Annotated in this window: 14 protein-coding genes; 5 read left to right on the forward strand and 9 right to left on the reverse strand. The window is 73.5% G+C overall.

All coding sequences use genetic code 11. The annotated features are described in order from the left end of the window. Positions 1 to 100: 100 nt before the first annotated feature. Positions 101 to 2,683: an ATP-binding protein gene (locus JFN87_RS09300; RefSeq protein ID WP_372449208.1), complete on the forward strand. Its 2,583-nt coding sequence runs from the start codon at positions 101 to 103 to the stop codon at positions 2,681 to 2,683. Between the two features lie 43 nt (positions 2,684 to 2,726). Here the strand turns inward: JFN87_RS09300 and nucS are convergent, their stop codons facing one another. After that, positions 2,727 to 3,386 (reverse strand): endonuclease NucS, encoded by a 660-nt coding sequence (gene nucS / locus JFN87_RS09305; protein ID WP_209339462.1) that lies wholly within the window; start codon positions 3,384 to 3,386, stop codon positions 2,727 to 2,729. A gap of 213 nt (positions 3,387 to 3,599) precedes the next feature. Here nucS and JFN87_RS09310 point away from each other — a divergent pair, with 213 nt between their 5' ends. Further along, positions 3,600 to 3,992 carry an SCO5389 family protein gene (locus JFN87_RS09310; protein WP_030899949.1) on the forward strand — a complete coding sequence of 131 codons (393 nt, stop codon included), beginning with the start codon at positions 3,600 to 3,602 and terminating at the stop codon, positions 3,990 to 3,992. Positions 3,993 to 4,198: 206 nt separating this feature from the next. Here the strand turns inward: JFN87_RS09310 and JFN87_RS09315 are convergent, their stop codons facing one another. After that, positions 4,199 to 5,242, reverse strand: a complete 1,044-nt coding sequence (locus JFN87_RS09315; RefSeq protein ID WP_209339463.1) for an LLM class flavin-dependent oxidoreductase — start codon at positions 5,240 to 5,242, stop codon at positions 4,199 to 4,201. Between the two features lie 241 nt (positions 5,243 to 5,483). Between JFN87_RS09315 and JFN87_RS09320 the strand changes: the two genes are divergently transcribed. Continuing rightward, positions 5,484 to 5,816 carry an Rv1322 family protein gene (locus JFN87_RS09320; protein ID WP_209339464.1) on the forward strand — a complete coding sequence of 111 codons (333 nt, stop codon included), beginning with the start codon at positions 5,484 to 5,486 and terminating at the stop codon, positions 5,814 to 5,816. A 91-nt stretch (positions 5,817 to 5,907) separates the two neighbouring features. Here the strand turns inward: JFN87_RS09320 and JFN87_RS09325 are convergent, their stop codons facing one another. From JFN87_RS09325 to mce, 7 genes are all read right to left on the reverse strand, one after another. Further along, positions 5,908 to 6,726 (reverse strand): ABC-2 transporter permease, encoded by an 819-nt coding sequence (locus JFN87_RS09325; protein WP_209339465.1) that lies wholly within the window; start codon positions 6,724 to 6,726, stop codon positions 5,908 to 5,910. Continuing rightward, positions 6,723 to 7,793 (reverse strand): ABC transporter ATP-binding protein, encoded by a 1,071-nt coding sequence (locus tag JFN87_RS09330; protein ID WP_209339476.1) that lies wholly within the window; start codon positions 7,791 to 7,793, stop codon positions 6,723 to 6,725. The genes JFN87_RS09325 and JFN87_RS09330 overlap by 4 nt, the downstream gene beginning before the upstream one ends. Positions 7,794 to 7,915: 122 nt before the next feature. Further along, positions 7,916 to 8,695, reverse strand: a complete 780-nt coding sequence (locus JFN87_RS09335; RefSeq protein WP_209339466.1) for an ABC transporter permease — start codon at positions 8,693 to 8,695, stop codon at positions 7,916 to 7,918. 3 nt (positions 8,696 to 8,698) lie between these two features. Further along, positions 8,699 to 9,742, reverse strand: a complete 1,044-nt coding sequence (locus JFN87_RS09340; protein WP_209339467.1) for an ABC transporter ATP-binding protein — start codon at positions 9,740 to 9,742, stop codon at positions 8,699 to 8,701. Between the two features lie 94 nt (positions 9,743 to 9,836). Next, on the reverse strand, positions 9,837 to 10,775 hold the full coding sequence (locus JFN87_RS09345; RefSeq protein ID WP_209339468.1) for a coiled-coil domain-containing protein: 939 nt from the start codon (positions 10,773 to 10,775) through the stop codon (positions 9,837 to 9,839). 125 nt (positions 10,776 to 10,900) lie between these two features. Continuing rightward, a complete protein-coding gene (gene scy / locus JFN87_RS09350; protein WP_209339469.1) occupies positions 10,901 to 14,617 on the reverse strand; it encodes a polarized growth protein Scy in 3,717 nt (1,238 codons plus the stop codon). Positions 14,618 to 14,773: 156 nt separating this feature from the next. Next, entirely contained in the window at positions 14,774 to 15,202 is a 429-nt protein-coding gene (mce, locus tag JFN87_RS09355; protein ID WP_209339470.1) for a methylmalonyl-CoA epimerase, read from the reverse strand. Between the two features lie 187 nt (positions 15,203 to 15,389). On the opposite strand from mce, the gene JFN87_RS09360 reads away from it, so the two are divergent. Together JFN87_RS09360 and meaB are read left to right on the forward strand one after the other, a co-directional pair. Further along, positions 15,390 to 16,589, forward strand: a complete 1,200-nt coding sequence (locus tag JFN87_RS09360; protein WP_209339471.1) for an acetyl-CoA C-acetyltransferase — start codon at positions 15,390 to 15,392, stop codon at positions 16,587 to 16,589. Between the two features lie 72 nt (positions 16,590 to 16,661). After that, positions 16,662 to 17,577 (forward strand): methylmalonyl Co-A mutase-associated GTPase MeaB (gene meaB, locus JFN87_RS09365; RefSeq protein WP_209339472.1); only part of this gene is annotated, 916 nt, incomplete at its 3' end.

A 17,577-nucleotide genomic window follows, 5' to 3' on the forward strand; every position in this document is an offset into this window, starting at 1 on the left:
CCCCACCTGCCTCTACTGTCACGGGCGTTCCTGGATACAGTGCGGGGGTTCTCTGTCCGGCCCCGCACTGCCACGATCTGGGGGATTTGCCATGGACCCGATGAGCGCGGGACCCGAGGAGCACGGGCCCGGCGAGGAGCGCCGCCCCGCCGCACTTCCGGAGCGCCGGCCGGCACGACGCGAGGCCGCCACGGCCGCGCTGGGGCAGCCGTCGGCCGCCCACACGTCCGCCGCGCACCCCGCCCGCACCGTCGAGCTGATATCCGGCGACTTCCTCGTCACCGTCAACCCCGTGGACGGCAGCGAGATCGAGCCGTGCGCGCCGGGGCAGCGCCCCGGGCCGCCGGTGCGGCGCGACGCGCACGAACGCGCGGCACTCCGGCGCGCGGGACGGCCCTCCGTTCCGCCGGGCCCCGCCGCCCCGCCGCAGCCGCTGCTCGAGCGGGAGGCCGAACACGACCAGCTCGTCGGCCTGCTGGGCCGCGGGCGCTCCATACGCCTGCTCGGCGTCCCGGGTTCGGGCCGCAGCGCGCTGCTCGACGCCGTCGCCGCACGCTGCGCGACCCTCGCGCCCGACGGGCTGATACGCCTGAACGGCTACCGCCGCACCGCGACCGACCTGCTTTACGAGCTCTATGCGACGGTCTTCGGCTCGGCCGCGCTCCACCGGCCGCACCGCGTCGAACTCCTCGCCGCCGTGCGGGAGATAGGCGCCATCGTCCTCGTGGACGACCTGGAGATCGGCGGGGAGGCGCTGGACGACCTGCTGTCCGCCACCCCCGAGTGCGCCTTCCTGTTCGCCGTGACGCCCGACGTGCCCGCCCCGTCGCCCGGCGCCGGCGTGGAGGAGGTGCTCCTGGCGGGCCTCGGCCGCGCCGCCTCGCTTGACATCCTCGAACGGGCCGTGGAGCGGCCGCTGACGGAGGCCGAGAAGAACTGGGCCGGCGACCTCTGGTTCGAGTCCGAGGGCCTGCCCCTGCGGTTCGTCCAGGCGGGGGCGCTGCTGCGGCAGCGCGACCGGCTCAGGGCGGCGCCGCAGCGGTTCGACGAGTTCGAGGCGTTCGCCGAGCATCCGGAAGGCGCGGGCACGGGCACGGGCGCGGGCACCAACACGGCCGCGGAGACCCCGTTCGACCCCGCCTTCGACACCGCGCCGGGCGCGGACGGCGGCCAGGACGTCCCGCTGCCCAGCCTCGGCGAGGGCGCCGCGCCTGCCGGTCTGCTCGCCTCCCGGCTCAGCGAGTCCGCGCGCGAGACGCTCAGGTTCGCGGTGGCGCTGGGCGGCGAGGTGCCGCACCAGGCACACCTGCCCGCGCTGGTGGGCGACACCCACGCCGACGCCGCACTCGGCGAACTCCTGCACTGCGCGCTGCTCACCCCGGTGGGCGGCCGGTACCGCCTCGCGCCCGGCGTCGCCGCGCAGCTCCTCGCGTACGGCTACGGGGACGACGCGGCCGGGCACGCGCGCACCGCCGCCGAGCACTACACCTGGTGGACGGGGCACCCCTCCGTCACCGCCGAGCGTGTCGCACAGGAGGGCGACGCGGTGCTCGCCGCGATGGGCCCCCTCGTGCCCGACGCCGCCGGCACGGCCCTGCGGCTGGCGCGCAGCGCCGCTCCCGTACTCCTCGCGGGGCTGCGCTGGGGGCTGTGGGAGAAGGCGCTGCGTGCCGGGCAGGGCGCGGCGCGCGCGGCGGGAGAGGTCGCAGAGGAGGCGTACTTCCACCACGAGCTCGGCGTGCTCGCGCTGTGCGCGGGCAATCTCGACCGGGCGCGTGCCGAGCTCGAGGCGTCCATCGGCATGCGCGGCATCGTCGCCGACAAGAGCGGCACGGTGGCCGGCCGCCGTGCGCTCGCGCTCGTGTCCGACCTGGAACTCGGCACGATGCCGGTGCCCGTGACGCCGCGTCCGGCACAGGAATACGAGACGCAGCCGAACGAGACGCGGCCCACGCCGATCGTGGCCGCCCTGCCGGCCGGTGCGGCCGAGACCGCGCCGCTGCGGGAGCCGGTGGTGTCAGGCCCTGTGCCGCGTCCGCGCGGCGGGCGCAGGCTCATCGGCGGCGCGAAGCGCAACATGGTCGCCGCGGGCGCCGGTGCGGTGCTCGCCGCGGTGATGGGCACGGTCGTGACGCTGGGCATGGCGTCGGACAACAGCCCGCAGTCCACCCACACGGCGACGGAGCAGTCGGACCCCGAGGGCGACGGGCTGCCGCCGCAGGAGCCGGCGACGGACGCGCCGCAGGCGACGCACTCGCACGCGACGTCCTCGCATGGCGCCGGTGGTTCGGTGTCGTCGTCGCCGTCCGCGTCGGGGCCGTCGGGCGCGGCGTCGCCGCCGGACGCCGGGGGAGCGCCGGGCGGGCCGTCGCATTCGCGAACGGGGTCCACCGGCACGACGGGCGACGGCGATTCCGGTTCGCCGTCCGGCACCGGGGGCAGCACGTCGACGTCACCCGGCGAGTCGTCCCCGTCGTCGTCCTCGTCGTCGCCGACGGACGGCTCGTCCACGTCGACGTCCCCACCGCCCCCGAGCGACTCGACATCGCCCACCGACTCGCCGACGACGCCGCCGCCGAGCAGCACGTCCCCCTCGGAGACGACGTCTGAGACGATCTCCGGCGGCGGGCAGTCCCAGTCGGCGCAGTCCGCGTCGGCGACGGCCTCGCAGTCCGCTCAGTGACGCCCGGCGGGGCCGCCTGCCGCCCGCCGGGCTGCCCCGCCGGTCAGAACAGGCGGAGCTTGTCGTCCTCGATGCCACGCAGCGCGTCGTAGTCGAGCACCACGCAGCCGATGCCACGGTCCGTCGCCAGCACACGCGCCTGCGGCTTGATCTCCTGCGCCGCGAACACGCCCTTCACCGGCGACAGATGGGGGTCGCGGTTCAGCAGATCGAGGTAGCGGGTCAACTGCTCCACACCGTCGATCTCGCCACGCCGCTTGATCTCCACCGCGATCGTGCCGCCGTCACCGTCCCGGCAGAGGATGTCCACGGGGCCGATCGCGGTGGGGTACTCGCGGCGGATCAGGCTGTAGCCCGTGCCCAGGGTCTCGATGCGGTCCGCGAGGAGTTCCTGCAGGTGCGCCTCCACGCCGTCCTTGATCAGGCCGGGGTCCACACCCAGCTCGTGCGAGGAGTCGTGCACGACCTCCTCCATGGTGATGATCAGTTTCTCGCCCGCTTTGTTGACGACCGTCCAGACGCCGTCGGCCTCCTTGAGCGTGCAGGGTGGCGACATCCAGTTGAGGGGCTTGTACGCACGGTCGTCGGCGTGGATCGACACGCTGCCGTCGGCCTTGACCAGGATGAGGCGGGGAGCGGACGGAAGGTGGGCGGTGAGCCGGCCCGCGTAGTCGACGGAGCAGCGGGCGATGACGAGACGCATGGTCCGCAACGCTACTCGACTGCTGTCCCAGGACGCGATTCGCCCCACAAGCCCCGTTCGGCTGTGGCCGGTTGTGCTCCCTTCTGCCTGGTGCGGGCCTGGCGGCGCGCCTAACGTGTAAGCAGGAGGTCGCCGGTCGTGCACTCTGCGTCGCCCCCGGCCCCCATTCCCTGGCCGTAAGACCCCGATCGCGGGGTCGCGAGAGGAGAACCCATGTCGCTCGACGTCTCACCGGCGCTCTTGGAGCAGGCCGAGCGAGGTGAGGTCGACGAAGCCGACTTCGTCGACTGCGTAAGGACCTCCCTGCCCTACGCGTGGGAGATGATCAGCTCACTGGTGGCCCAGCTGAAGGTCGACGGCGGCGAGTTCGCCGACAACCAGACGCCCCCGCCGGACGAGCACGCACGAGGTCAGCTGCTGCGCGCGCTCGCGAGTGACTCCATACGGGGTGCGCTCCAGCGCCACTTCGGAGTGCGCCTCGCGTTCCAGAACTGCCACCGCGTGGCGGTCTTCCCGCTGGATCCTTCGGTCGACGAGCGGCTCTCCCGCTTCACGTCCGTGCGGGCCCAGCTGCTCAACCAGTCGCCCGAACTGCGGGACTGCTGACGGGCACGCAGCCGCGTACTCGGCCGCGCGGCCGCCTCGCACCGGAGGGGGTGATCGGTGCGGGGCGGCCCGCGTCCGCCCGCTTCGCGCGGGCCGGTGAGCCCGCCACGCGCCGCGCGTGGGCGCGCACGCCGGTGTGACCCGGTGGCGACCCGCCGGATTCGGCCAGGCCTTGCGCGCCCCTCGCGCCCCTCGCGCCCCGCACGTCACACCAGTTGCGGCAGGACCTCGGCGCCCAGGCGCCGCACGTTCTCCTCGGTGGCGGCCAGGTCGCCCGACCCCTCCACCATCAGGGCGAAGCGCGTGACGCCCGTACGCTCCGACGTCGCGGCGAGCCGGTCGGCGGCCAGCCGGGGCGGCCCGACCGGATGCAGCGCGCACAGCAGCTCCGTGTAGTCGTGCGGGTCGCGCATCGAACGCCGCCTGCCGTCCACGGTGGTGTGCGCGCCGAGCCCCTGGCGCAGCCAGCCGGGCAGCGCCTTCAGGAGCGTCTCCGTCGCCTCCGCGCGGTTGTCCGCGATCTGCGCCACCCCCACCGACACGTGCGCGCCCTCGGGGTCGTGACCCGCCTCGCGCGCGTGCCTGCGCCAGAGGGCGACCATGCCGGCCTTCTCCTCGTCGTCGGCGTGCATGCCGAGCAGCATCGGCAGGCCGCGCTCCGCCGCGAGCCGTACGCTCTTCGGCGACGTGCACGCCACCACCACCTCGGGGCCCGGCACGTCGAGCAGTTCGTCGGGGCGCGGTACGACGGGCACCTCGCGGAACGTGAAGCGCGGGCCGAGCGCGTCGACCCTGGGCTCGCGCAGCCACCGCAGCAGCAGGTCGAGCGCCTCGGGGAAGTCCCGCTCGAAGGCGGCGAGACCGGCTCCGAACACCTCCAGGTCGACCCAGGGCCCGCCCCGGCCGACGCCGAGCGAGAACCGGCCGTCGGAGAGCACGTGCAGCAGCGCCGCCTGCTCGCCGAGCGTCACCGGATGCGTGTTCGGCAACACGCTGACCGCCGTACCCACCCGGATGCGCCGCGTCCTTCCGAGCAGCAGCCCCGCGAGCGTCACGGCCGAGGGGCAGACGCCGTACGGGACGAAGTGGTGCTCGGCGAGCCACACGTCGTCGAGCCCCGCGTCCTCCACGGCCTGCGCCGTACGTACGGCTCGGTGCAGGGCCTCGCCCTGCCCCTGCCCGGGGAACTGCGCTGCCAGCACAAACGTCCCCAGGCGCGTTCCCGTACGGGTCTCGTTCCCCACACGCATCGCCTTCGCCTCCTCGCGGCCGAAGCGGCTCCCCTCTCCCGGCAGTAACGCCTGACACGTGCCAAAGGCACGGCTGAGGACCAAGATCTTGCGATTGTCCGGTAATTGCCCCCTGTTTGTGGCGAAAAGAGAGCCCTCACGCCCCGGCCCGCCAAGCCGCCGCGCGCCCTCACGCCGTAACGGAGCCCTTACGCTGGAACGCAGTCCTGCCAGTCCTGCCGCACGCCCCGTGAGGTGCCTCATGTCCCCACGTCGCAACCGCCCACGAGGCGGCGAGAAGCCGACCGACCGGGGCGGCGGCGACGCGGGCAGCCGCTACGGCGGCTTCCAGCGCACCGAGTCGTGGCAGGGCGAGGAGTGGGCCGTGCGCCACGTGGCCGGGGCCAGCGCGGCCGGCAAGCGCTACCGGTGCCCCGGCTGCGACCAGGAGATCCCCTCGCACGTGCCGCACGTCGTGGCCTGGCCCGAGTACGGCGGCGTCGACGACAGGCGCCACTGGCACCAGTCGTGCTGGAACGCGAAGGACCGGCGCGGCGCCCGCGTGCAGCGTTCACGGAACGCGCCACGCTACTGAGGCGCCGCCGACGCCCCGCGTGCGGCCGCCGACGCCCCGCGTGCGGCCTCCGTGGGGCCCGCGTGCTGTCTCGGACGTCCCGCGTGCGGCGTCAGACGTCCCGCCGGTCCAGGGCCACGTACGCCCCGGCCATCGCCAGGGCGACGACGCCGAGCAGGATCCACAGCGACACCCAGCCGCTCGGCTGCGACCCGTTGGCGAAGCCGCCGAACGCACCGTAGAAGGACACGAGCTGGCTCGGGATCGAGTAGTTCAGCAGCACCGACCTGACACCGCTCAGCGGCCTGGGCAGGAACATCGCGACGACCAGCGGCAGCAGCACGATCCCGAGCATCGCCGTGACCGCGCCCGCCGCGTGCCTGACCATCGCGCCCACGGCCAGCGACAGGACACCGAGCAGCGCCATGTAGACGCTCACGCCGACCGTCGCGGGTGCCCATACCGTCGGGCCCGGGTTCGGCGAGTTGATGATCACCACCTCGAAGATGCCCGCGATCACGGTGAGCACCAGCGTCAGCGCGAAGACCAGGCAGAAGTACACCGCCGTCTTGGCCGCCAGCACCCGGGCGCGGCTCGGGCAGGCCGTCAGGGTCGTACGGATCAGGCCGGTGCCGAACTCGGACGAGAACGACAGCGCCCCGAGCGTGATCACGCAGACGGTGCCGAGCAGCACCCCGAAGAAGCCGTACGCGAGCGGCGGGTCGCCCTGCGGGCCCGGGGCGTCGGTCCGCACCGCCCACGGGATCACCGTGCCCACGCCGAGCACCACGACGACCAGCGCGCCGAGCGTCCACATCGTCGAGCGCACGGACCGCATCTTCGTCCACTCGGCGAGGATCGCGTCCCCGAGGTGCGCCCTGCGCACCTCGATGGGCGACACGTAGCCGCGCACGTCGGTGTCCGGGTTCATGGCCTGCTCCTGGTCTGCGGCGGTGCCTGGCCCGGCGGCGGGGGTGCGTACCAGCCCTGCGCGGGCACCTCGGGCACCTCGGGCGGCCCGGGCGCGGTGTCGAGCGGGTGCGCCTCGTCCTCGGGGGGCGTGAACCCCGCGAGCTCGTCGTCGGTCGACCGGTAGTCGACCACGTCCTGCGTCAGACGCATGTACGCCTCTTCGAGGGAGGCGTGGTGCGGCGAGAGCTCCCACAGCCTGATGTCCGCCTTGTGCGCGAGGTCGCTGATGCGGGGCAGGTCGATCCCCGTCACGCGCAGCGCGCCGTCCGGTTCCTTCAGCGCCCTGCCGCCCGCCTCCGCGACGGCCGCGGCGAGCTCTCCCGTGCGCCCGGCGGCGTCGTCGGCGACCCGCACGCGCGCGAAGTCCGCCGAGTTGCGCGAGATGAACTCGCGCACGCTCATGTCGGCTAGCAGCCTGCCCCTGCCGATGACGAGCAGGTGGTCGGCCGTCACCGCCATCTCGCTCATCAGGTGCGACGAGACGAGGACCGTGCGGCCCTCGGCGGCGAGCCGCTTCATCAGCGTGCGGACCCAGTAGATGCCCTCGGGGTCGAGGCCGTTGACCGGCTCGTCGAACAGCAGCACCTGCGGGTCGCCGAGCAGCGCGGCCGCGATGCCGAGGCGCTGCCCCATCCCCAGGGAGAACCCCTTGGAGCGCTTGCCCGCCACGTCGCGCAGGCCCACCACGTCGAGCACCTCTTCGACCCTGGAGGCCGGGATGCCGGACAGCTGGGCGAGCGAGAGCAGGTGGTTGCGCGCGCTGCGCCCGCCGTGCACGGCCTGCGCGTCGAGCAGCGCGCCGACCTTGCGTGGCGCGTTCGGCGTCTGCCGGAACGGCCGGCCGCCGACGGTGACGGTGCCGCTCGTCGGCCGGTCGAGACCGACGATCATGCGCATCGTCGTGGACTTGCCCGAGCCGTTGGGGCCGAGGAAGCCCGTCACATGCCCGGGGCGCACCTCGAAGGTGAGGTCGTGAACGGCGGTCTTGGCGCCGTAGCGCTTGGTCAGGCCGGCGGCCTCGATCATCTCCAGCCCCATCGACGGTCGGTACTCGCACCAGCGAGGATATCCGTACGGGCACGGGACGGGCCAAGCCATAACCGCGCGGGCCTGCGTCCACGCCCCCGCCCGCGCGGCCCGCGCCCCGGCTACGCGTCGCGGTTTCGCAGCACCAGGTAGCCCCCGATCAGCGCCGCGACCACCCACGCGCACATGATCCCGAAGCCGCCCCAGGGGCCGTACGAGCCGCCGCCGCCGTTCGCGGCGTCCGGCACGACCTGCAGGAGCTTCTGCCCGGCCTGGTCGGGGAAGTAGTGCGCGACGTCCTTGGCCTTCGGCACGGCCGCCAGGATGTTGGACACCAGGAAGAAGAACGGCATCAGGATTCCCAGCGACAGCATGGAGCTGCGCAGCATCACCGTGATGCCCATGGAGAAGAGCGCGATCAGGCACATGTAGAGCCCGCTGCCGATCACCGCGCGCAGCACGCCGGGCTCGCCGATCGTGGTGCTGTGGTCGCCGAGCAGCGCCTGGCCGATGAAGAACGCGACAAAACCGGTGATCAGCCCGACGACCAGCGCCAGCAGCCCCGCCACGCCGATCTTGCTGAACAGGAACGTCGCCCGCCGCGGCACGGCGGCCAGCGAGGTGCGGATCATGCCGGAGGAGTACTCGGAGCCGACCACCAGCACGCCGAAGACCACCATCGCGAGCTGGCCGAGGACCATGCCGGAGAAGCTGGTCAGGGTGGGGTCGAAGGTCGTCTGCGAGACGTCGGAGAGATCGCCGAAGGTCGAGTTGGAGACGGCGGAGATCACGCCGCCGATCACCACGGTCGCCAGGAACACGCTGATCAGCGTCCACGTCGTGGACGAGACCGTGCGGATCTTGGTCCACTCGGACTGGAGGACCGCCGCTGCCGATGCCATCGCTCAGATCTCCTTGTCGCGGCGGCCGTCGCGCCCGCCCTGGTTCCAGCCCTGCCCCCAGGCGGGCTGCTGGGCCTGCTGCGGGGCCTGCTCCGGGCCCCAGCCGCCCCCGGGCGGCAGCTGCCCGCCCGGCTCCTCGCCGCCGGTGTGCGCGTGGTACTCCACCGACTCGGCGGTCATCTGCATGAAGGCCTCTTCGAGCGAGGCGCGCTGCGCGCTCAGCTCGTGCAGGACGATCCGGTGCTCGGCCGCCAGCTCGCCCAGGCGCTCCGTCTCGGCACCGTCGATCTCCAGCGCCCCGCCGCCGGCCTCGGTCACCGCGTAACCCGCGTCCCGCAGGACATCGCGCAGCTGCTCGGGCTGCGGCGAGCGCAGGCGCGCGTAGCTGCGCGAGTTCTGGTGGATGAAGTCCGCCATCGACGTGTTGGCGAGCAGCCGGCCCTGGCCGATGACGATGAGGTGGTCGGCCGTCAGCGCCATCTCGCTCATCAGGTGGCTCGACACGAAGATCGTGCGCCCCTCGGCGGCAAGGGCCTTCATCAGGTTGCGGATCCAGTGGATGCCCTCGGGGTCGAGGCCGTTGACCGGCTCGTCGAACATCAGGATCTCGGGGTTGCCGAGCAGCGCGGAGGCGATGCCGAGGCGCTGCCCCATGCCGAGCGAGAACCCCTTGGACTTCTTCTTCGCGACGGCCGTGAGCCCGACCATGTCGAGCACCTCGTCGACCCGGCGCCGCGGGATGCGGTTGCTCTGCGCCAGGCACAGCAGGTTGTTGTAGGCGGTGCGCCCGCCGTGCATCGCCTTCGCCTCGAGCAGCGCGCCGATGTGCTTCAGCGGGTCGGGCAGGTCGTGGTAGCCCTGGCCGTTGATGCGGACAGAGCCGCTCGTCGGGTTGTCCAGGTCGAGCATCATGCGCATCGTGGTGGACTTCCCGGCGCCGTTCGGCCCCAGAAAGCCCGTCACCACACCTGGTCGCACTTGGAAAGACAGGTGATCGACCGCCAGTTTGCGGCCGTAGCGTTTCGTGAGCCCCTCGACCTCGATCATGCTGGCCAACCTAGAGGCGCGCAAAGCCCCTCGCCACCGGGGTGGCGAGGGGCTGACAGAACTGTTACCGAACGGTCCGCGTACCGTGCCCGGATCAGCGGGACTGCTGCGCCGGCACGCCGCGGGAGACCGGCTCGTCGTCGGCGGGCGTACCGGCCGCGGCCACCGCGGCACCCGTCAGCGACGCGAGCATCTCGCGGACGTTCGTCAGCTGCGCGTTGATCGAGTCGCGACGGTTGGTCAGGGCCGCGAGCTCGCGCTCCGAGTCGCTGCGGATGCGGTCCGCCTTGGCGTTCGCGTCCGCGACGATGTCCTCGGACTGGCGCTGCGCGGTCTCCACCGTCTGGCGTGCCCTGCGCTCCGCGTCCGTACGCAGCTTCTCGGCCTCGAGGCGCAGCTGCTCGGCGCGGTGCTCGATCTCCGCCAGGCGCTTCTCCGCCTTCGCCTGACGCGACGCCAGGTCGCGCTCGGACTGCTCGCGGCGCTTGGCCAGGTTCGTCTCGAAGTCCGCGGCGGCCTGGGCGGCCTTGGCGCGCGTCTCCTCGAACAGGGCCTCGGCCTCGTCGCGCTTGGACTGCGCGTCCTTCTGCGCGTCGGAGCGCAGCGTGGACGCGTCGCCCTTCGCCTTGTCGACGATGCGGACGCCCTCGTCCTCCGCCTTCGACTTGCGCTCGGCGGCGAACGCCTCCGCGTCGTTGCGCACCTGCTGGGCCGCCGACTCGGCGAGCTCACGGTGCTGCTCGGCGGCCCTGCGCGCCTCTTCACGCAGGTCCTTCGCCTCCTCCTCGGCGAGGCGGAGGATCTTCTCGACGCGGGCGCCGAGCCCGGCGTACGACGGCTCGGCGTCGTTGACCTGGGCCTGGGCGTTCTGCGTCTCGAGGTGGAGCTCCTCGATGCGCTTTTCCAGAGAGGTGATACGGGACAGCGCGCTGTCCCGGTCGGCGACGAGCTTGGTAATGCGGTCGTCCACCTGACCGCGGTCGTAACCACGCCGCACGAGCTCGAAGCCGAATGGTGAGGAAGTGTCGCTCATGGGGTTCCTGTCGAATGAGACCGGTGAGGTGATAGGGGGAATCCTAGGGGCCTGTACGGCGTGTCAACGCGTCGATGCGGCTTTGGTATGCAGAATGTCCAGCCTTTTGAGTGGTTCGCTCCTGACTACCCGTCCGAAGGCTTACCATTCGAACGCGTCGACCCGGCCGAGGCACCCGCCTTGACGGTGCCGTCCTTGCCGGAGCCGCCCGGGCCCTCGAACGACTCGAGAGCCTCGAGCACGTCCTGGACCCGCGAGATCTCGGTCTGGATGTCCGCGCGTCTGCGCGCCAGGATGTCGAGCTCGTGCTTGCCCTCCGAGACCATCCGTTCGGCGTCCCGGCCGGCGTCCGCACGCAACTGCTCGGCCTCCCTGACGAGTCCGGCCTTCTTCTGCTCGGCCTCCTTGAGCAGGCCCTCGGCCTTCTTCACCGCGGCGATCCTGACCTTGCTCGCCTCCGAATCGGCAGCGGCGAGCACCTCCTTGGCCTTCTGCTCGGCCTCGGCGCGCTGCTCGTTCGCCGCCTTCATCAGAGTATCCACCCGCTCGCCGACCGTCTTCAGCTGCTCCGAGGTTTCCCTCCTCGCCCGCTCGTGCAGCTCCTCGATCTCGGCGTCCACCCGGGCACGCGCCTCCTCGGCGCGCTCCCGCAGCGCGGCGGCGTCCCCCCGCGCGCCCACCAGCAGTTCGTCGGCGTCCGTACGCGCGCGCTCCACGGCCGTGTTGCCCTCGACGGTGGCCTCCGCGGTGATGCGCTCGGCCTCCTTGCGCGCCGCGCCGACCATGGCGTCCGCGTTGGACTCCGCCTCGGTGGCGACGCGCAGCGCCTCCTCCTGGGCCGCCTTCATGAGCTGGTCGGCCTGTTCGGCCGCGTCCGAGCGGCGCTTGGCGCCGTCCTTGCGCGCCTCGTCGAGCACCCGGTCCGCCTCGGCCTGGGCCTCGGCGCGCAGCCGCTCAGCCTCCGCCTCGCCGTCGGCCCTGATCTGCTCGGCCTCGGCGCGCATGCGCTCCGCGGCCTGCCTGGCCGAGCCGACCGTACCGGCCGCCTCCGCGCGCATGCGCTCCGTCTCGGCGGTCGCCTCCGTGACGAGCCGATCGGCCTGCGCGGCTGCCTCGGAACGCATGCGGTTCGCGTCGTCGCGCGCCTCGGCGCGTGTACGGGAGGCGTCCGACTCCGCCGACGCGCGCGCGTCCGACGCCTCGGTCCGCAGCCGCTGCGCGTGCGCCGTGGCCTCCGTGCGCAGCCGGTCCGCCTCGGCCGCGGCCTCGTTGACGGTCTGTTCGACGAGGGCCTGCGCCGCGTCCGACTCCTCCTGGGCGCGCGTACGGATCCGGTTCGCGTCCTCGGTGGCGCGCTCGCGCTCCGCGTGGGCGTCGGCCCGCAGCCGCTCGGCCTCCTCCTGCGCCTCCGTGCGCATGCGCTCCGCCGCGTGCTCGGCGGCCGAGCGCAGCCCGGCGATCTCCTGCTCGGCCTGGTCGTGCAGGCCCGCGACGGAGTCCCGCACCTGCTGCGCCGTCTGCTCGGCCGCCGCGACCGTCTCCGTCGCGCCGCGGTCGGCCTCCTCGGCCAGCCGCCGCGCCTCGGCCTGCGCCTCCTCCACGCGCTTGCGTGCGGCGGCGAGCAGCTCCTCGCTCTGCTCGCGTGCGTGCTCCCGCTCGCGCCCCGCCTCGGTGCGCGCCGAGTCCAGCAGCTCCTCGGCCTCGCGGCGGCGCCGCGCCGCCTCCTCCTGCGCGGCCGACAGTGCCTCGGCCGCCTCGGTGCCCACCCGCTCCGCGGCCGCAGCCGCCTCGCTCCTGATCCGGTCGGCGCTCTCCTGCGCCTCCGTCTTGAGCCGCTCCGCCTCGGTCGCCGCGTCGGAGCGCAGCCGCACCGCCACGTTCTCCGCCTCCGCGCGGGACGCGGACGCGTCGGACGCGGCCTCCGTGCGCAGCCGCTCCGCCTCCTGCTCGGCCTGGTCGCTCAGCGACCTGGACCGCTCCGCGGTCTCGGACCGCAGGCGCTCCGCCTCCTCGGCGGCCTCGCGGCGGATCCGCTCGCCCTCCTCGCGCGCCTCGGCGAGCGCGGACTCGGCCGCCTCCACGCGCTGTTCGGCCTCCGAGTGGAGCCGCGTCAGCTCACCCGCGGCCTCGGACTTGCGCGCCTCGACGCCGCGCTCGGTCTCCTCGCGCAGCCGGGCCGCGGCCTCCTCGGCGGCCGTCTTCGCCGCCTCGGCCTGCTCCTCGCCCTCGGCGCGCAGCCGGTCGGCCTCCGCGCGCGTGCGCTCCAGGGTCTCCTCGGCCTGCCTGCGCAGCGTCGTGGCGCGCTCGATGGCCTCCGTGCGCACCCGCTCGCTCTCGGTGCTCGCCGCCGAGCGCAGCTCGTCGGCGTCGGCCCTGGACTTCGTCAGCAGCTCCTCGGCCGACCCGGCGGCCTCCTCGATCTGCTGGACGGCCTCCCTGCGGGCCTCGCTCCTGATCTGCTCGCCCTCGGCGACCGCCTCGGAGCGCAGCTGCTCGGCCTCGCCGCGCAGCCGGCGCGCCTCCTCCTGGAGCTCGACCGTCTTGGCGCGGTACTCCTTGGTGTCGTCCTTGGCGGCGCCCTTGAGCTGGTCGGCTGCCTCCGCGGCCTCCGCGCGCAGCCGGTCCGCCTCGGCGGCGGCCTCGCGGCGGATCCGCTCGGCCTCCTCGCCCGCCTTGCGCCGGGTGTCCTTGGCGTCGTCGGACGCCTTGGTGAGGACCTCGTCCGCGGTACGCGCCGCCTTGGCGAGCTGCGCGGCGGTGTCCTCGGCGGCCGCCGAGCGCGCCTTCTCCCCGGCCTCGGAGACGAGCTTGTCGGCCTCCGCGCGCGCGTCCGCGAGTACCTGCTCCGCCTCAGCCTTGGCGGCCTCGGCCTCCTCGGTCGCCTCGCCGACGAGACGCGCGATCTCCGCCTTCGCCGTGCGGGTGCGCTGCTCGTTCTGCGACTCGGCGCCCGCGAGGCGCTTGGCCGCGTCCTCCTTGGCCTCTGCGACGACCTTGTCGGCCTCCGCGCGTGCCTCGCGCAGCCGCTCCTCGGCCGACTGGACGCGTTGCTCCGCCGCCTTGGCAAGATCGGCGGCCTGCCGGCGGGCCTGGTCGGACTCGGCGGCCGTCGTCGTACGCAGCTGCTCGGCGTGGCTCGTGGCCTCCTGCGCCTGGGTGGAGGCGGCGTTCAGCAGCCGCTCCGCGTCCCTGCGGGCGCGCAGCAGCAGCGCCTCGGCCTCGCCGCGCGCGGTCTCCGCCTCGGCGGTGAGGCGCTGCCTGGCCTCGTCGGCCACGCGCGCGGCCTCGGCGCGCGCCGCCGACAGGGACTGCTCGGCCTCGGCGCGCGACTCCTCCATGAGCCTGCGCGCCTGCGACTCGGTACGGGCGCGCAGTTGCTCGGCCCAGGCCACGTTCTCGTTGACGTGCGACTCGACGGTCTGCCTGCGCTCGGCGAGCTCCTGGTCGAGGCGCTGGCGCCGCTGCACGGCCTCCTCGTGCAGCTCGGCCTGGAGCCGCGCCTGGTGCTCGGCGTGCTCCTGGAGGATGCGCTGCGTCTGGGCGCGCGCGTCCCGCAGCTCGCGCTCGGCGTCCGAGCGCAGCTGGTCGGCCTGCATCTGGGCGTTGCGGAGCATCTGTTCCGCCTGGTAGCCCAGATCGGCACCGTCGTAGGAGGAGGGCCTCATCGCGAGGTTGCGGCGCGCCTCGTGGAGCTTGGCGCGCAAGACCTCGACCTGGTAACCGAGGTCCTCGGCGTGCTGGACGGCCTTCTCCCGCGCGGTCCGCAGCCGGTCCATCTCGGCTTCGATCCGCGAGAGCTGGTCGTCAGCCCGGTGGCTCTCCTGGCGTTCGTAGCCCCGCACTGCGCGGTCCCATCCGTCCCCTGGTCGCAACTCTGCTGAGCGAGCGCCGTCCTAGGTGAACGGCCCCCCGGGGGAATGGTGTCAGATCATCGGTGGGAGCGCCGCCCCGGCCCGGCCCCGGCCCGGCCCACTGTACCGGGCCCGGGACACGCGGAGTCAGTGCTCCGTGGCGGAGGTGACCAGTTCCGTGAGGACTCCGTGGCAGTCCTTCGGGTGAAGAAAGGTGATACGTGAGCCCATCGTGCCCGTCCTGGGCTCGTCGTACAGGACGCGGACGCCCTTGTCCCTGATGGCCTCGGAGTCGCCGTCGACGTCCCCGGTGCCGAACGCGATGTGATGGACGCCCTCCCCGTGCCGGGCCAGCCACTTGCCCACGGCCGAGTCCTCCCGCACGGGTTCGAGCAGCTGGAGGTAGGAGGAGCCGCCGTCCGAGGTGCCGTTGATGCGGAGCATGGCCTCCCGCACGCCCTGCTCCTCGTTGACCTCGGTGTGGAGGACCTCGAAGCCGTACGTCGAGCGGTAGAACTCGACGGTCGTGTCCAGGTCGTGGCAGGCGATTCCGATGTGGTCGATGCGCGTCAGCATGCGCCAAGTCCAGCGCGGTACGGCCGGTGACGCAACGTGCGCGCCGTCACACGGACCGGCCGGTGACCGATGTCCGTGCCCCCGGCTACATTGGAAGTTAACCGTCGTTCACGCGGGAACGCCCACCTAGCCGCAAGTCACGTCAGGGCCGGCCGGCGCCGGGCCGCACGCAAAGGGGATCGTGCTCATGTCCGGATCGAACACCACCACGTCAGTGATCGTCGCGGGCGCGCGCACGCCCATGGGGCGGCTGCTCGGCTCGCTCAAGTCCTTCTCCGGGGCGGATCTCGGCGGCTTCGCGATCAAGGCCGCGCTGGAGCGCGCCGGCGTCGGGCCCGAGCAGGTCGACTACGTGATCATGGGGCAGGTGCTGCAGGCGGGCGCCGGGCAGCTGCCCGCCCGCCAGGCCGCCGTCAAGGCCGGCATTCCCATGACCGTGCCCGCGCTGACGATCAACAAGGTCTGCCTGTCCGGGCTCGACGCGATCGCCATGGCCGACCAGATGATCCGCGCCGGCGAGTTCGACGTCGTGGTCGCCGGCGGCCAGGAGTCCATGACCAACGCGCCGCACCTGCTGCCGAAGTCCCGCGAGGGGTACAAGTACGGCTCGCTCGAAGTGCTGGACGCCATGGCGCACGACGGCCTGACGGACGCGTACGAGGACATCGCCATGGGCGCCTCGACGGAGAAGCACAACACCCGCCTCGGCATCGAGCGCGCCCCGCAGGACGAGTTCGCCGCCAGGTCCCACCAGCGCGCGGCGGCCGCGCGCAAGAACGGCGTGTTCGACGCCGAGATCGTGCCGGTGGAGGTCCCGCAGCGCAAGGGCGAGCCGGTCCTCGTCTCGGCCGACGAGGGCATCCGCCCCGACACCACGGCCGAGGGCCTGGCCAGGCTGCGCCCCGCGTTCTCCGCGGACGGCACGATCACCGCGGGCAGCTCCTCGCAGATCTCGGACGGCGCCGCGGCCGTCGTCGTCATGAGCAAGGCCAAGGCCGAGGAGCTCGGGCTCTCCTGGCTGGCCGAGATCGGCGCGCACGGCAATGTCGCGGGCCCCGACAACTCCCTCCAGTCCCAGCCGTCCCACGCGATCGAGCACGCGCTCGGCAAGGAGGGCATCGGCGTGGGCGATCTCGACCTCATCGAGATCAACGAGGCGTTCGCGGCGGTCGCCGTACAGTCCGTGAAGGACCTGGGGGTGTCGCCCGACCTGGTGAACGTCAACGGCGGCGCGATCGCCCTCGGGCACCCGATCGGCATGTCGGGCGCCCGCCTCGTGCTCCACCTCGCGCTGGAGCTCAAGCGGCGCGGCGGCGGGGTCGGCGCGGCCGCGCTCTGCGGCGGCGGCGGCCAGGGCGACGCGCTGATCGTGCGCGTGGCCAAGTAACGCGCGGCGAAGTAACGCGTGGCGACGTAGCGCGCGCGGCGAAGTAACTCGAAACACGGGAGGACCCGGGCAGTGGTGGACGTCTCCGAGCTCGTGACGCAGGCCAGGGCGGGCAGGCCCCGTGCGGTGGCCCGGCTGATCTCCCTGGTCGAGGGGGCGTCGCCGCAGCTGCGCGAGGTGATGGCGGCCCTCGCGCCGCTCACCGGCGGGGCGTACGTGGTGGGTCTCACCGGCTCGCCCGGCGTCGGCAAGTCCACGTCGACGTCCGCCCTGGTCACGGCGTACCGGAAGGCGGGCAGGCGGGTGGGCGTGCTGGCCGTCGACCCGTCGTCGCCGTTCTCCGGCGGCGCGCTGCTCGGCGACCGTGTCCGCATGGCGGAGCACGCGTCCGACCCGGGCGTCTACATTCGCTCGATGGCCACGCGCGGCCACCTCGGCGGGCTCGCATGGGCCGCGCCCCAGGCGATCCGCGTACTGGACGCGGCGGGGTGCGACGTGATCCTGGTGGAGACCGTCGGGGTCGGCCAGTCGGAGGTCGAGATCGCCTCCCAGGCCGACACGTCCGTGGTGCTGCTGGCGCCGGGCATGGGGGACGGCATCCAGGCGGCCAAGGCCGGGATCCTGGAGATCGGCGACGTCTACGTGGTCAACAAGGCCGACAGGGACGGCGCGGACGCCACGGCCCGCGAGCTCAACCACATGCTGGGCCTCGGCGAGTCCCGCGCCCCGGGGGACTGGCGGCCGCCCATCGTCAAGACGGTCGCGGCGCGCGGCGAGGGCACCGACGAGGTCGTCGAGGCGCTGGAGAAGCACCGCGCGTGGATGGACGAGCACGGCGCCCTGGCGGCGCGGCGCGCGCACCGCGCGGGGCGCGAGGTCGAGACGATCGCCGTCACGTCGCTGCGCGAGCGCATCGCCGACCTGCGCGGCGACGCCCGCCTCGACGCGCTCGCCGCCCGGGTCGCCGCCGGCGAGCTCGACCCCTACG

This window comes from Streptomyces montanisoli, from assembly GCF_017813245.1.
GTDB classification, from domain to species: domain Bacteria; phylum Actinomycetota; class Actinomycetes; order Streptomycetales; family Streptomycetaceae; genus Streptomyces; species Streptomyces montanisoli.